This window comes from Citreicoccus inhibens (assembly GCF_019039035.1).
GTDB classification, from domain to species: Bacteria; Myxococcota; Myxococcia; order Myxococcales; family Myxococcaceae; genus Citreicoccus; species Citreicoccus inhibens.
In genome coordinates, this window is the sequence record NZ_JAHNZT010000002.1 from 487,288 (window position 1) to 501,331 (window position 14,044).

The following is a 14,044-nucleotide window of genomic DNA, read 5'->3' on the forward strand; positions in this document are numbered from 1 at the left end:
ACCGTGAGCCCATGGGCCACGACTCGGGAGGTTTCCCCTGATGCGACCTGCTACCCGTCACACCGTCCTGCTCACGGCGGGGACCGTCGTCGGTCTCGCGGCGCTCGCCTTCGCACAAGGCGGAGCACCGGCCGCGCAACCCGAGGCACGTCCCAGCGGGCTCTTCGGCTCGGTGTTGTACTTCCTGCACCTCCAGCCGTTCATCCTGCTCTTCGTCGTCGTCGCGGCGGGATACGCGCTCGGCGAGCTGAAGATCAAAGGCGTGGGGCTCGGCACCACCGCCGCCACGCTCTTGCTGGCGCTGGCCGTGAGCCTGTGGGCCTACCACGGCCATCACATCCAATACACCATCCCGGAGTTCACCAGCACCGTCTTCTTCAACCTCTTCATCTTCGCCATCGGCATGAAGGTGGGGCCGCAATTCATCGGTGGGCTCGAGCGCGAAGGCCGCCACCTCATCGTCCTGTCGCTGCTGTTGCCCATCCTCTCCGCGGCCATCGTCCTGGCCTTCCGCTCGGTGATGCACCTGGGGCCCGGGCTCCTCTCGGGCATCCTCTCCGGCGCCAACACCGCCACGCCTGGCTTCGGCGCGGCCCAGGCCGCGCTGAGTGAACGTAGCAACGCAAACCCGCAGGCAGCCGCGAACCTCACCACGTCCTATGCGCTCATGTACTGCGTCAGCATGGTGCTCTTCACGGTGATGGTGAAGTTCATGCCGGGCTGGTTCGGCCGTGACGCGGTGGCGGACGCGAAGAAGATGGAGAAGGAGCTGTCCGGCTCGGAGCAGGCGCCCTTGCCCGGCACCTCGGATTCGTTCCTCCGCGGCTACGTCCCCATGGACGTGCGCGTCTACCGGATGGAGAAGTCCGAGTTCGAGGGGCGCACCGTGGCGGACGTCTACCATGCGTTCCCGCGCGTGGCCGTCGAGCGCGTGCTGCAGGACGGGCGCGTCTACAATCCGCCGCCGGACCTGGTGCTCCACAAAGGCGCGGAGCTGGCGCTGGCCGGCCCCTTGTCGCAGCTGCTCACCAGCCCCGCGAAGATCGGGCCCGAGGTGGACGACTCGAAGCTGCGGGACATCCGCTTCGAGACGGTGGAGATGATCGCGCACCGGCCCGAGTTGGTGGGCCACACCCTGGGCGAGCTGGGCCGCGAGGAGGGCGAGGGGCTCTACCTCAACGCCATCTTCCGCGCCGGCGATCAGCTCCCCATCAGCCGCGATCAGGTCATCCGCAAGGGCGACGTGCTGCGCGTCACCGGCACCAAGCGCCGCCTCAATGCCATCCAGGCGAAGGTGGGCACCCTTTTGCGGCCCAGCCTCGCCACGGACATCATCACCCTGGGCCTCGGGCTCTCGGCCGGTGCGCTGCTCGGCACCTTCACCGTGTCCATGTTCGGCGTGAAGCTCAGCCTCGGCTCCGCGGTGGGGCTGCTCATCGTCAGCATCACGTTGAGCACGCTGCGCACCCACAACCCGGCGCTCGGTGGCCCGTTCCCCGAGCCCGCGCGCGAACTGCTCGAAGACCTGGGCCTCAACGTCTTCATCGCCATCCTGGGCATCAACTCGGGCGCGGGCGTCGCCAGCGCCATCGCCGGAGGCACCATCGGCCCGGTCCTCATCGTCGGGCTGGTGTCCATGCTGGTGCCCACGTTCATCTGCTGGGCCATTGGCCAGTACGCGATGAAGATGAACACGGCCGTCCTCATGGGCGCCATCGCCGGGGCCCGCTGCAACAGCGCCGGCATGCGCGCCTCGCAGGAGGCCACGGGCAGCATCGTCCCGGCCATTGGCTACCCGGTGACCTTCGCGGTCTCCAACCTCGTCCTCACGCTGATCGCCTACGTGTTCGCGCTGATGGGCTGAGCCGCCGCGCTCCGCCCGAGCCATTGCCTTCCACTCGCACCGAGGTCGCCCACCATGACGACGCCCCTGACGCACACGCCCCTCAAGGCCCGGCTGCTCTCCGCGCTCGCGGACCCGCAGCAGACGCGGCTGGACTTGTGGAACCGCATCCGCGAGGAGGCCGTCCGCCTCGCGGCGCGGCAATCCGCGGGAGAGGACATGTCACGGCTGCGCGGCGAGCTGCTCGCGCAGTTCAACCTCCTGCGGCCCCTGGAGCGGCTGTGGGCCTTCCCAGGCCCGCGCCTGCTCGCGCGGCTGGAGGAGCGCTCGCAGCATGGCGACTTCGATCTGCTCGCCTCCGACATCCGCGAGATGGTGCGGCTGCTCAGCCGCTATGAGGACCGCGCGTGCCTGCTCGGCGACAACCTCCAGACCGCGCGCCGCGAGGAGGAGCGCCTCTTCGGCCCCGGGGCGCCGCACTACTTCACCGTGATGGTGGTGGACACGCTCTCGCCCGAAGCGATGGATGAGCTGCGCCGCGAGCTGCGAGAGGCCCAGCGCGGCGAGCACGAGTTCGTCTATCAGCTGCTGCCCGTGCACAGCCTGGAGGACGCGCTGCTCGCCGCGCTCTTCAACTCGGACATCCAGGCGTGCGTGCTGCGCCATGACTTCCCCCTGGCGTCGAGCCAGCCGCTGGAAGTGCTGCGCGAGGCGATGGAGGAGATCCGCCAGGAGGTGCGCGCCGCCACCCGTCCGCGCGGCTACGTGCTGGCGGAGTTGCTGCGCCGCTACATGCCGAACCTGGACCTCTACCTGCTCACCGACGAGTCCCTGGCCGAGCGTGGCGCGCCGACCGAGCGCCTCTTCCGGCGCGTCTTCTACCGCTACGAGTCCTCCAACGAGCTGCACGCCACGCTCGTGGATGGCGTGCGCGACCGCTACGAGACGCCCTTCTTCGACGCCCTCCGCCACTACGCCTCCCGGCCCATCGGCAACTTCCACGCCCTGCCCGTCGCGCGCGGCCACTCGGTCTTCAACTCCAAGTGGATCCGCGACATGGGCGACTTCTACGGGCCCAACATCTTCATGGCCGAGTCCAGCTCGACCAGCGGCGGCCTGGACTCGCTCTTGGAACCCACGGGGGCCATCAAGCGCGCCCAGGAGAAGGCGGCCCGCGCGTTCGGCGCGCAGCGAAGCTGGTTCGTCACCAACGGCACGTCGACCTCGAACAAGATCGTCCTGCAGGCGCTCACCAAGCCGGGCGACATCGTCCTCATCGATCGCAACTGCCACAAGTCGCACCACTACGGGCTCGCGCTGGTCGGCGCCCATCCGGTCTACCTGGACGCGTATCCGCTCCAGCCCTTCGCCATCTACGGCGCGGTGCCGCTGCGCACCCTCAAGGAGAAGCTCCTCGAGTTGAAGCGCGCCGGGCGCCTGGACGCCGTGAAGATGGTGCTGCTCACCAACTGCACCTTCGACGGCATCACCTACCACCCGCTGCACGTGATGGAGGAGGTGCTGGCGATCAAACCCGACGTCTGCTTCCTCTGGGACGAGGCCTGGTATGGCTTCGCCGGCTTCATGCCGCTGTCGCGCCTGCGCACGGCGATGTTCGCCGCCCAGGAGCTGTCACGACGGCTGGCGAGCCGCGAGTACCGCGAGGAGTACGCCGCCTGGAAGGCCCGCATGCCCGCGATGGAAGGCAATGAGTCCGCCTGGCTGAATCAGCGGCTCATGCCGGATCCCGACAAGGCCCGGGTGCGCGTCTACTCCACGCAGTCCACGCACAAGTCCCTGTCCGCGTTCCGGCAAGGCTCGATGATCCACGCGTGGGATCAGGACTTCGAGCGCCGCGCCGCCGAGCCCTTCGAGGAGGCGTACTTCACGCACACCAGCACGTCCCCCAACTACCAACTCGTCGCGTCGTTGGACCTCGCGCGCCGGCAGGTGGAGCTGGAGGGCTACGGCATGGTGAAGCGCGTGTATCAGCTCGCGCTGCGCTGCCGCGAACGCGTGCATGACGATCCCTTGCTCAAGCGCTACTACCGCTTCCTGGAGCCCGCGGACCTCGTGCCCGAGGCCTTCCGTCGCTCGGGGCTCGCGGGCTTCCGCGATCGCTCGGGCTCGGCGGACCACCTGCGCTCGGTGACCCAGGCCTGGGGCCACGACGAGTTCGTGCTCGACCCCACCCGCATGACGCTCTTCCTGGGGGACGCCGGCATCGGCGGTACGGAGTTCCGCACGCGCGTCCTGATGAACCGGCTGGGCATCCAGGTCAACAAGACGTCCATCAACAGCGTGCTGTTCATCGCGACCATCGGCGCCACGTGGGGCTCCCTGTCGTTCCTCATGGATGGCCTGCGCGACTACGCGGAGCACTTGGACCGCGAGCTGGCGGGCGCGAGCGCCGCGGAGCGCCGGCTGCATGAGCGCCACGTCAGCGCGCTCACCACGGGCCTGCCGCCGCTGCCGGACTTCAGCGCCTTCCACGAGGCCTTCCGTCCGTACCCTGGCAGCCCCGAGGGCGAGATGCGCGGCGCGTTCTTCCTCGCCTACGGCGAAGAGAACCGTGAGCACATTCCGCTGGCCCAGGCCCTGGACGCGGTGGAGTCCGGTCGCGAGCTGGTCTCCACCAGCCTCGTCGTCCCCTATCCGCCGGGCTTCCCCATCCTCGTCCCGGGTCAGGTCATCAGCCCGCAGATCCTCGACTTCATGCTCAAGCTGGACGTGAAGGAGGTGCACGGGTACCGCGCCGACCTGGGCCTGTCCGTCTTCACCGACCGAGCCCTCGCGGACTACGCGGGCCGACAGGGACGCGCGCTCGTGGCCCGAGGCCGCCGCGCCGCCGAGGCGGGCGCGCCGCTCCCACACTGACGTCCTCGGGGCGCCGCCCAGCGTCAGGGGGGCGCCCCGTCGGCGGCTCACGTCGCGAAGAGGTTGAGCCCCAGCACGGCGGAGAGCTGACGCGACGCGAGCTGTCCGCGCACGCTGTTACCGAAGCGATCCAACGGCGGGCTGAACGTGGCGATGGCCAACCTGCCCGGAACGACCGCGAGGATTCCCCCGCCCACGCCACTCTTGCCCGGCAGGCCCACTTCGTACTGCCACGTCCCGGTGTTGTCATAGAGACCGCTCATGGTCATCTCGGCCAGGATGCGCGGGACATGCTCCGCGCGGATCGCGCGCTGCCGCGTCACCGGGTTGATGCCGCCCGCCGCGAGCGTGGCCCCCATCACCGCGAGGTCCCACGTCGTGATGCCCACCGAGCACTGCCGGGTATAGACGTCGGTGGCCTCGGTGGGATCGCTGTAGAGGGTGTGAGCGCTGTCGAGCAACCAGGCCAGCGCGCGGTTGTGCTGATTGGTGGCCGACTCGGAGCGATACACCTCGTCCATCACCTCCAGGTCGCGGCCCGCGAAGGCGCGCTGCGTCCCGAGGATCTGCTCCCAGCGATGCGCCGCCGAATCAGCGGCGAGCAGGCTGACCGTCGCGATGGCGCCTGCGTTCACGAACGGATTGAGCGGCTTGCCGCCATGCACGACGAGCGCGTGCACCGACGAGAACGACTCTCCCGTGGGGTTATCACCAATCTTCTGGCGAACGCCGTCCGCCCCCACCGTGTCGAGCGCCCGAGCGAGCGTGAAGACCTTGGAGATGGACTCGATGGCGAAGAGAGAGCGCGTGTCCCCCGCCTCGGCGGCCTTCCCATCCGCGAGCATGACCACGATGCCGAAGCGCGAGGGGTCCACCTTCGCCAGCACCGGGATGTAGTCGGCGTTCTGCCCGTCGGTGACACCTTGGAACGCGCGATGCGCCTCAGTGGTCGCCGCTTGGATGGCGGTCAACGTCAACGCCGTGCCCATTGGGTCCCCTCCTCACGTGCGGGTGATCCAGCGCTTCGCCCTCGTCCGCCCCCTGCGGCACTCCGGGCCGCCCTGGCGCGCCAGGCTTCTCCCAGTTGAAGGGCGCCAGGTCCTGCATGCGAGAGGCGCTGCGCCAGTCGGGCCTGCGCCGCGCGTACAAGACGAGCGGGATGGCCACGAAGAGGATGTTGCCCGCGACGAGGATGAGCACATACGTCACGGGGCTCCCGACCTTGATCTGCGACGGCGGGATGAAGCTCAGGACGAACGCGACGAGCGAGCCGATGAGGCCCGCGCCACCAATCACCCACATGCCGGCCTCGCCGCCAGGCACGCGGTACGAGCGCGGCGTGTGGGGCTCGCTGTAGCGCAGGTAGATGGCCGCCGCGAACATCAGCATGTACATGATGAGGTAGAGCGTGGACGTGAGCTGGCTGAGGATTTGATACGCCGACTGCACGGACGGAAGGATGACGAACATCAGCGCGAGGAACGTCACCAGCAGCCCCTGCGCGAGCAGAATGTGGCTGGGCGCTCCATGCGCGTTCACCCGCTGGAAGAACGGCGGCAGGTAGCCCGCGCGCCCCACCACGCCCAGCGCCGTCGAGGGACCCGAGACCCACACCGTCACGCTGCCGAGCACGCCGAGGAACAGCGCCGCGGCCACCACGGGCGACAGCCACCCCAGGCCGAACGCCTTGAAGAAGTCGCGGTACGACACGAGCAAGCTCTGCGTCAGGTTGATCTGCGTCTTGGGGATGATGAAGCTGATGGCCAGCGTGCCGAGCACGAAGACGGCCACCGTCGTCACCGACGCGATGAGGATGGCGAGCGGATAGGTGCGCGAGGGGTCCTTCGCGTCCTTGACGTGGATCGCGTTCATCTCCATGCCCGCGTAGAACAGGAAGATGCTGGCCGCGAGCACCAGGTTCCCGAACTGAGTGAAGTCCGGGATCACCTTGTCCCAGCCCAGGTGGATCTGCAGCGGCCGTCCTTGGAACAGGTACGTCAACCCCAGGAGGATGAGCACGCCGGCCGGGATGATGGTGCCGATGAGCCCCGCCCACTTGGACACCGTGGCGGACGCCTTGAGCCCTCGCATGGCGACAATCGTCGCGGCCCAGTACAGGCCCAGCACGATGACGATGGTGTAGAACTTGTTCGACGACAGCGCCTGATCCCACCGCTGGTTGGGCCCCACGAAGGCCAGCGACACCGCGCCGTACGTGAGCACGGTCGGGAACCAGATGGTGGACTCGAGCCACACCAGACAGATGGCGAGGAAGCCCCAGCGCGGTCCGAACGCCTCGCCCACCCAGCGGAACACGCCGCCCTGCTCGGGCCAGCCCGTGGCCAACTCGGCCGCCACCAACGAGACCGGGATGAGGAAGAACAGCGCCGCGAAAGTGTAATAGAAAATGGACGTGAGGCCGTACTCCGCCTCGGCGGGCAGGCCGCGCAGGCTCACCACCGCCGTCACGTTCATGATGGCCAACGTGAGCACGCCCAGCCCAGGCGCCGCTTTGGCGACGGTGGACGCGCTCGGTTTCCCAGACGCCATGGACACTCTCTCCTCGAGTCCTGCGATGAATCAGTAGCGATACTGGAGGGTGAGCTGTCCCCGGACCGCCTGCCCGGAGAGGCCGTCGATGGCGCGGTTGTAGCCCCACAGCCCCTCGATGCCCGCGAGCACACCTTTCATGGGCCGCGCCACCAGGTTCAGGGACGCGTACTGCGAGCGCCGCAAGCCCTTGGACGTGAGCGACCGCTCCTCGTTCCGGTCCCACAGCTCCAACCAGCCATAGGTCGCGGTCGAGCTGAGCATGGGACACCACTCGACCTTCGCGCCGACGTATGCCCCGAGGAGCGGGAGGGCCTTGAGGTCACCCGCCGCGTTCAGGGCCGCGTCGTACTGCGCGCCCCCCGTGTCGTTGAAGTAGGCGCCCAGCCCCTGCCCGCCCGCGACCCCCACGAGCAGCGTGTGCCGATGCGACAGGTGCACCGCCCCCGTCAGGTTGCCGCCCACGCCCGCCACCGAGTGGCTCTCATTCCGGTTCTCGGCCTGCGTGCCAATGACGCGCACGATCCCCGCGAGCTGCGCGTGGCCCCAGGCCCCCTCGGCTCGCCACGCGGCGACCACGTCGGGCATCCACGAGCGCGCGGTGCCCGCGTCCGTCGGGACGTCCACCTCGGGCTGCTCCAGCGAGAGGTGGAGGAACATGCGCCGATGCGGATCCGCCGACAGCTTGTGGCTGTAGCGCACCACGGCGTGGCGGGAGAACACGAGCGCGTTGGGGCCCTCGAAGTCGAGGGTGCTCGGGTAGGCGTCCACATCCACGAACGTCGAGTCAGTGAAGCCCGCGAGCACGCTGCCGATCTGGGCGTAGAAGTAGTCTGGATGGAACCCGAAGGTGGGCCGCGCCTGCGCGAAGCTCGTCTTGAAGAGCATCCGCATGGGGCCCAGCTCGGTCTTGCCGCGCATCTCCACCGAGACATCCGACGGGTTCGCCGTGGCCACCGTCTGCGCGCCCGCCGAGTGGAACAGCGGCTGGCCGCGCACGGGAATCGAGGACGTGGTGAACCAGGTGGGCGTGCCCAACACCTTCGAGGTCACCATGAAGTCGGTGGTGGCCCCGAGCCCCAGCTTCACGAACACCTTCGTGTTCGGAACCTGGAAGTAGCCTGGCAACGAAGGATCGAACGTCGCGTGGTCCGGGCGGGGCGCGAAGTACTGCACATTGGACGGAAGCTGCTGGTCGAGGAACGGCAGCGCGTCCAGCGCCATCTGTTCGCCCGGGGTGGGGTTCGCGGAGGCGACCCCCGGCCCCACGCTCTGCGCTCGGGCTTCGCCCAGACAGAGCCCGAGCGACGCCAGGGCAAGCCCCATCCAGCGAGGACGGCGAGGACACCGGGAATGTAAAGGACCCATCGCGTTCGTGACCATGGCGGAGTGGTCGCGAACGTAGAGGGCCCCTGAGTGCCCGGCACCCTGCGCGCGGAGGGCACGCCGCTGTCGGACCGCCGACGCCTGTCAGCGAGGTTGGGAGTGCGGCAACTCCGGGTGATGCCGCGACTTCAACAGCCACTGCACCAACGCGCTGCCCCCCACCGCGACGACCACCAGCAACAGCGACACGGGCTGCTTGCGCGCCGTGCTGGCCAGGAACGTGAGCAGGACGATGCCCATGAGCACCAGGCCCGTTCCAATCACCGCCCGCGAGGCCCCCGTCTGGCGCGAGAGCTTCCAACACGCCACGAACGCGGCCAGGTAACAGATGAGGAAGGTGGCGCTGGCGATGTTCGCGATCGCCCCCAGGCTCAAGGTGTTGATCATCACCAGGATGGCGACGACGCCCCAGGTGAAGCCCCGGGTGCTCTTGCCCTCCAGCGGCGTCGAGAAGGCCTTGGGGAGTTGCTCGGCGCGGGCCAGCGCGGTCGAGACATTGAGCGCGGCGAACAACGTGGCGTTGATGGCGGACGCGGTCGCCAGCAGCGCGCCGAGCGCGACCACCGTGAAGCCCGCGTTGCCGAGCACTGGGCGGGCCGCTTGAGCGACCGCGGTGTCCGCGTCACGCGCCAACTCGGCCGGCGACACCTGGGACAGGACGGTGATGGACAAGCCCACGTACAGCAGCGTCACCACGCCAATGGCCAGATAGATGGCCTTCGGAATCGTCTTGCGCGGCTCGGCCACGTCCGCGCCCGCGTTGGCCATCATTCCAAAGCCCGAGTAGGCGAAGAAGCACAGGCCCACGCTCGACACGAAGGCCGCGGGCCCCAGGTCCAGATGCTCGGTGAGGTGGTGCGAGCCCTCTTGGGACATGGACCAGAGCCCCACGGCCAGGAGGCCCACCAGGATGGTGAGTTTGATCGACACCAGGAACACCTCGGCCCGTCCCACCGCGCCCGAACCCGCCGCGTTGAGCCCCGCGAGGACGATGACGATGAGCGACCCGAGGACACCGAACCAGACGTGGCCGCCCCTCGGGAGGAACAGCCGCGTGGCATACGCGCCGAAGGTCTTCGCCACCATGGCCACGCTGATGGCGAGGGTGACCAGGTAGATGAGGGACAAGGTGCCCGAGAGCACGCCCCGGCCGAAGCCCTTCTCATAGAAGAGCGTGATGCCTCCGGAGCTGGGGTATCGCGCGCTGAGCTTCGCGTACGAGTAGCCCGACAGCGCGGCCACCACGCCCGCGAGCGCGAAGGCGAGCCACGTCTCGGGGCCCACGAGCACCGCGGCCTGCCCGAGCAAGGCGAAGATGCCCGCGCCCACCATCGAGCCGATGCCGAGCGCGGCGACCGCCCAGACGGTCATGGTGCCCCGGCGCCCGGGTGGATTGGGGGTGGAAGCTTCAGCCATGACGACCTCCCAAGACAGTCACACCAGCTCTCGCCGGCGAAGCGCCCGCCACTCGCCTACGGCCAACGCGACGAGGGCGGCGCAGAGGATGAGGAACGAACCCGGCCAGGTTCGTCCCGGGATACCCGCCACGTTCACGCCCAACAGGCCGGTGATGAAGGACAGCGGCAGGAAGACCCCCGAGATGAGGGTGAGCAGGTACAGCGTCCGCTGCGTCTTCGCGTCCTGGCGAGACTTCAGCTCGTCATTCAGGATGCGCCCCCGTTCGATCAAGGTGTCCAGCTCCTTGAGCTGACTGCCCGTGCGGTCCGCGACGAGTTGAAGCGAGCGGCCCTCATCGTGGACCCAGTCGATGTCCAGCAGGTCCACTCGAACGAGCGCATCCCGACAGAGCGAGACGAAGCGGCGCTGCGCGATGAGGGCGCGGCGCAAGGCGCGCAGCTCGTCACTGGAATCCGCCCGCTGCGCTTCGAGTCGCTCCTCCAGGTCCGCCAGCGCTTCGTCCAGCTCGGCGTCCCGCAAGGTGGCGTTCGAGGCCACCGCCTCCCCCAAGTCCTGCAACATGGCCGCGGTGCGCGGGCCCGTCCCACGGGACAGGCGCGTCTCGAGCGCGATGAGCGCGGGCTGCCGCAGGTCGGCGATGGTGATGCAACGTTCGGGAGAGACCAGGGCGCGCACCACCCGCCGCTCCGCGTGCTCGGGCGTCACTTCCGGCGGACGCACGACGAGCAGGACCTCGCCCTGGTCGAGCCCCTCCACCTGGACGCGATGCGAGACGTCCAGCAGGCGGTCGCGCAGCGCATCGGAGAGGCCGCATGGCTTCGCGAGCAGCTCGGCGAGGTTGGGGAGGTCCCAGTGGAGGTGGATCCACAGCGGCCCATCCACGGGGGTCCAACGCTCCAGCGCATCGAATGACACGGGGCGGGCTCCACCTCGGCCATCGAGGAGCCACGCGTGGGATCGCGACGGTTCCGTCACTCCGCACCTCCCGAGACACGTCGTCACGGCGACGATGGGGTGCGCTTCGCGGCGACACAACCGAGGGGGCGCGTCACGAGGCAGGGCCCGCCGTGCCCGTCGAACGGGGTACAGTCACCGAGGCCCGGGGCTGCCACCGAGCCCCCGAGACGAGGACCCATGCCCTCCCCTGTCCGCATGCCGACGACTCACCCGTTGCGCCGGCTGTCCCACCTGACGCTCTTGCTCGCGGCCCTGGGGCTCAGCGGCTGCGCGGCCTCCCGGCCTCCGCCACCGCTTGAATGTCCCACGCGGAAGTTCGCCTTCACGCGAGAGCAGAGCTGCCGGAATGATGGCTGGGTGGAGTTCTGCTTGCCGAGCGACGACACGGAGGCGCTCGCTCGCGTTCGGGCCATCGTGCCCGATGCGCGGACCCTGCCCTCGGGCGGGCGGGCTCGCTGCGATGTCCCAGCGCAGGTGCTCGTCCAACTGCCCACGCCCACGTCCGAGTGCACCGAGCGGCACGGTGCACTCCAGGAGCCCGCGTGGGAGCGGCTGTGTCGCGTCGCCGCGCTCCCCGAGGTTCAGCGGGTGGTTCCGACCTGGTTCGAGTAAGCGCCCTCAGACGGGAGCGCTCACTCGGACTTGGCCTGCTGCTCCGCGTCCTTGTGGCGCTGCTCCTCCTGCTTGCGGCGCTCCCGCTCTTCCTTGCGCAAGCTCATGCTGGAGCTCCAGAGGGCGGGGCTGATCATGACGCTGATGACCACCATCACCACGAGTCCAATCCACATCTCCACAAGCACCTCCAACCGCGACGGCCCGTGAGCTACCCGGTGGGTGAAGGGCCGCGTAAGGGTGCGCGCGCCACCGGGGACGCCCTACGGCCTGCCCTCGGGTGAGGAGCGGGCCGCCATCGGGAACGCCAGGTGGCTACCACGCCGTGGGACTCTACTGAATGCGCGAGGTGCCGCAACACTTCCCGCCGGGCGCGCTCAGGGGACTCTCACCGAGTTCAGTTCCAATCCCTGGGGTGCCAGCCTGGCTTGCCACACCGAGAAGTCCCCCTGGTAGAGCAACCCGGCGGCGACGAACTTGCCGCTCGGTCCCTCGTACCGGTTCCGGTCCATCTGAAGGTTGGGATGGTGCTCGGTGCGCCCCAACATCACGAAGAGGCCCATGTCGCGCAGGGTGTTGTTGAAGACCGAGAGCCCGTCCACGACGAGCGGCTCGTCCGCGGCCAGGCGCAACCCCGCGTCGGCGGTGCGCTCGATGGTATTCCCCGTGACGATGACCCCGCTCGCCTTGACGATGCGGATGCCCTGCCCGTTGAAGCGGTTCGCGTAGTTGAAGATGTCGCGGATGGTGTTGTCCTGGATCATCACCCCCACGGGATGGTCCGTCGCCGCCGTCCCTCCCACGGACACGCCTCGGCCCGCGCGAGAGATGACGTTGCCCACGATGGAGACGTTCGTCGCGTCCTCATGCACGAGCACCGCCTCCGCGGCGGACGTGTCCGCTTGCCAGGGGAACAAGGCCAGGTTCGGGAAGTCATGGATGGTGTTCTTCCGGATCGCCACGACGTCGCAGCCCTTCACGTCGACCGCGTTCTCGCCCGCGTCGTGCAGCTCGTTGCGCTCCACATAGAGACCGGCCGGCCGGCCACTCGCCTCCTGGCACTGCACCGCGTCCCCCGCCACGTCATGGATGTTGTTGCGCACCACGAACACGTCGCTCGACATGCCCTTCGCCGTCACGCCGTGGGAGTCCTGCCCCACCTTCCAGAAGTCGTGGATCTCACTGCCACCAATGAGCAGGTTGGACGCGCGATTCACGACCACGCCGCTGCCCGTCCTGCCGCCGTGCAGATGCGAGTCGATGAGCTGCGAGCAATACGTGCTGCCCTCGAAGAGCGCCGCGAACGAGGGATTGCCGCGCACATCCACTTCCAATGACTCGATGATCCAATACGGCTGGCTCACGACCAGGAGACTGCCCACCACGCGCCCCGCCCCCGGGACGATGAGCGGACGCGAGGAGGTGGCGCCTCGCAGGATGATGGGGGCCGTGGCCGTTCCCGCCCTGGCGACGTCCGGGGTGATGGAGACCTGTTCCGGATAGGTGCCCGGACTCACCTGGACGATGCTCCCAGGGCGAGCGGCCTTGACGGCGGCGGTGATGGTCGTGAAGGGGTTGTCGCTCGAGCCGAGGGGACTGTCTTCGTGGTGAGTACCCGTGTTCGCGACGAAGAGGGTCTCGGACTGGGGCGGGACCGTCGTGGGGCAGCGCGCGCGAAAGATGTCCTCCGCGTCTCCGGGCTCCACGCGCTGCGCCTGGGTGACCCGGGGCATCTCCGGCGGTGGTTCGTGAGTGGGGTGCTCCTGACCACAGGCGAGGAGGAGTCCCCCCAACCCCGCCATCGCCATCGCCCACCCGCGCTCCGCCCATCCTCGCCGCCGCATCATCATGGACACCCCTGAGCTGTCTGTCTGGAAGCGACCGACAAGCTCTCCATGCGCTGGGGCTGGATCAACCACCATGCCCCGGAGGGCACTCGCGGTCGCGCCAGGGCACGTGGCGCGCCTCAACGGGCTTCAGGCTGGGACGCAAGCCGAGGGAGCGCCGCGAGGGTGGCAGCCCCACCCCAGCGGCGGACGCGACTCAGAGGTTGGAGTAGGCGACGCGCAGCTGGCTGACGAGCGCGGACTTGATCTGCGTGGCGTTCGCCTTGTCGTCGACCATGCCGCGGGCGAACTTCAACCAGGCATCCCGCTCCAGCGAGCTGGGCGCGCGGCCTCCCTTGCCGAGCACCTCCTGGTACGCGTTGTCGATGAGGCCGCGGAGCGTCGAGTCATCCGTCTTGTCCAGCCCGTCGCGGACCTCGCGCATGCGCGACGGCAGGTTCAGCTTCACCGAGGACGCGTTCATCTTGTCCTTGTCCACCATCTCCTGCGCCACGCCCTTCCACTTCGCCAGCTCCGAGCCCGACGGCGCGCGCCCGAAGACCTCCTGGAACAC

Annotated in this window: 11 protein-coding genes; 3 read left to right on the forward strand and 8 right to left on the reverse strand. The window is 68.8% G+C overall.

Annotated elements, in window-relative coordinates:
- The first annotated feature begins 40 nt into the window (after positions 1 to 40).
- On the forward strand, positions 41 to 1,864 hold the full coding sequence (locus KRR26_RS04515) for an aspartate:alanine exchanger family transporter (protein WP_217079189.1): 1,824 nt from the start codon (positions 41 to 43) through the stop codon (positions 1,862 to 1,864).
- A gap of 54 nt (positions 1,865 to 1,918) precedes the next feature.
- Positions 1,919 to 4,720: an aminotransferase class I/II-fold pyridoxal phosphate-dependent enzyme gene (locus KRR26_RS04520; RefSeq protein WP_217079190.1), complete on the forward strand. Its 2,802-nt coding sequence runs from the start codon at positions 1,919 to 1,921 to the stop codon at positions 4,718 to 4,720.
- A gap of 47 nt (positions 4,721 to 4,767) precedes the next feature.
- Here KRR26_RS04520 and glsA read toward each other — a convergent pair whose 3' ends face one another.
- The 5 genes from glsA to KRR26_RS04545 all read right to left on the reverse strand — a co-directional run bounded on the left by glsA (position 4,768) and on the right by KRR26_RS04545 (position 10,990).
- Positions 4,768 to 5,709 carry a glutaminase A gene (glsA, locus tag KRR26_RS04525; RefSeq protein ID WP_120209526.1) on the reverse strand — a complete coding sequence of 314 codons (942 nt, stop codon included), beginning with the start codon at positions 5,707 to 5,709 and terminating at the stop codon, positions 4,768 to 4,770.
- The gene (gadC, locus tag KRR26_RS04530) at positions 5,663 to 7,270 is read right to left on the reverse strand and encodes a putative glutamine/gamma-aminobutyrate antiporter GadC (RefSeq protein ID WP_217079191.1); all 1,608 of its coding nucleotides are present in this window, start codon (positions 7,268 to 7,270) and stop codon (positions 5,663 to 5,665) included. The genes glsA and gadC overlap by 47 nt, the downstream gene beginning before the upstream one ends.
- 30 nt (positions 7,271 to 7,300) lie before the next feature.
- Positions 7,301 to 8,596, reverse strand: a complete 1,296-nt coding sequence (locus KRR26_RS04535) for a hypothetical protein (RefSeq protein ID WP_217079192.1) — start codon at positions 8,594 to 8,596, stop codon at positions 7,301 to 7,303.
- Positions 8,597 to 8,740: 144 nt separating this feature from the next.
- The gene (locus KRR26_RS04540; RefSeq protein ID WP_217079193.1) at positions 8,741 to 10,072 is read right to left on the reverse strand and encodes an APC family permease; all 1,332 of its coding nucleotides are present in this window, start codon (positions 10,070 to 10,072) and stop codon (positions 8,741 to 8,743) included.
- A gap of 18 nt (positions 10,073 to 10,090) precedes the next feature.
- The gene (locus tag KRR26_RS04545; protein WP_158611558.1) at positions 10,091 to 10,990 is read right to left on the reverse strand and encodes a CorA family divalent cation transporter; all 900 of its coding nucleotides are present in this window, start codon (positions 10,988 to 10,990) and stop codon (positions 10,091 to 10,093) included.
- Between the two features lie 219 nt (positions 10,991 to 11,209).
- On the opposite strand from KRR26_RS04545, the gene KRR26_RS04550 reads away from it, so the two are divergent.
- Positions 11,210 to 11,644 carry a hypothetical protein gene (locus KRR26_RS04550; protein ID WP_236068263.1) on the forward strand — a complete coding sequence of 145 codons (435 nt, stop codon included), beginning with the start codon at positions 11,210 to 11,212 and terminating at the stop codon, positions 11,642 to 11,644.
- 20 nt (positions 11,645 to 11,664) lie between these two features.
- Here KRR26_RS04550 and KRR26_RS04555 read toward each other — a convergent pair whose 3' ends face one another.
- The 3 genes from KRR26_RS04555 to KRR26_RS04565 all read right to left on the reverse strand — a co-directional run.
- Positions 11,665 to 11,820 (reverse strand): hypothetical protein, encoded by a 156-nt coding sequence (locus KRR26_RS04555; protein WP_217079194.1) that lies wholly within the window; start codon positions 11,818 to 11,820, stop codon positions 11,665 to 11,667.
- A 201-nt stretch (positions 11,821 to 12,021) separates the two neighbouring features.
- Positions 12,022 to 13,494, reverse strand: coding sequence for a right-handed parallel beta-helix repeat-containing protein (locus KRR26_RS04560; RefSeq protein WP_217079195.1), 1,473 nt, complete (start codon positions 13,492 to 13,494; stop codon positions 12,022 to 12,024).
- A gap of 193 nt (positions 13,495 to 13,687) precedes the next feature.
- On the reverse strand, positions 13,688 to 14,044 hold a 357-nt coding region (locus tag KRR26_RS04565; protein WP_217079196.1), incomplete at its 5' end, for a hypothetical protein.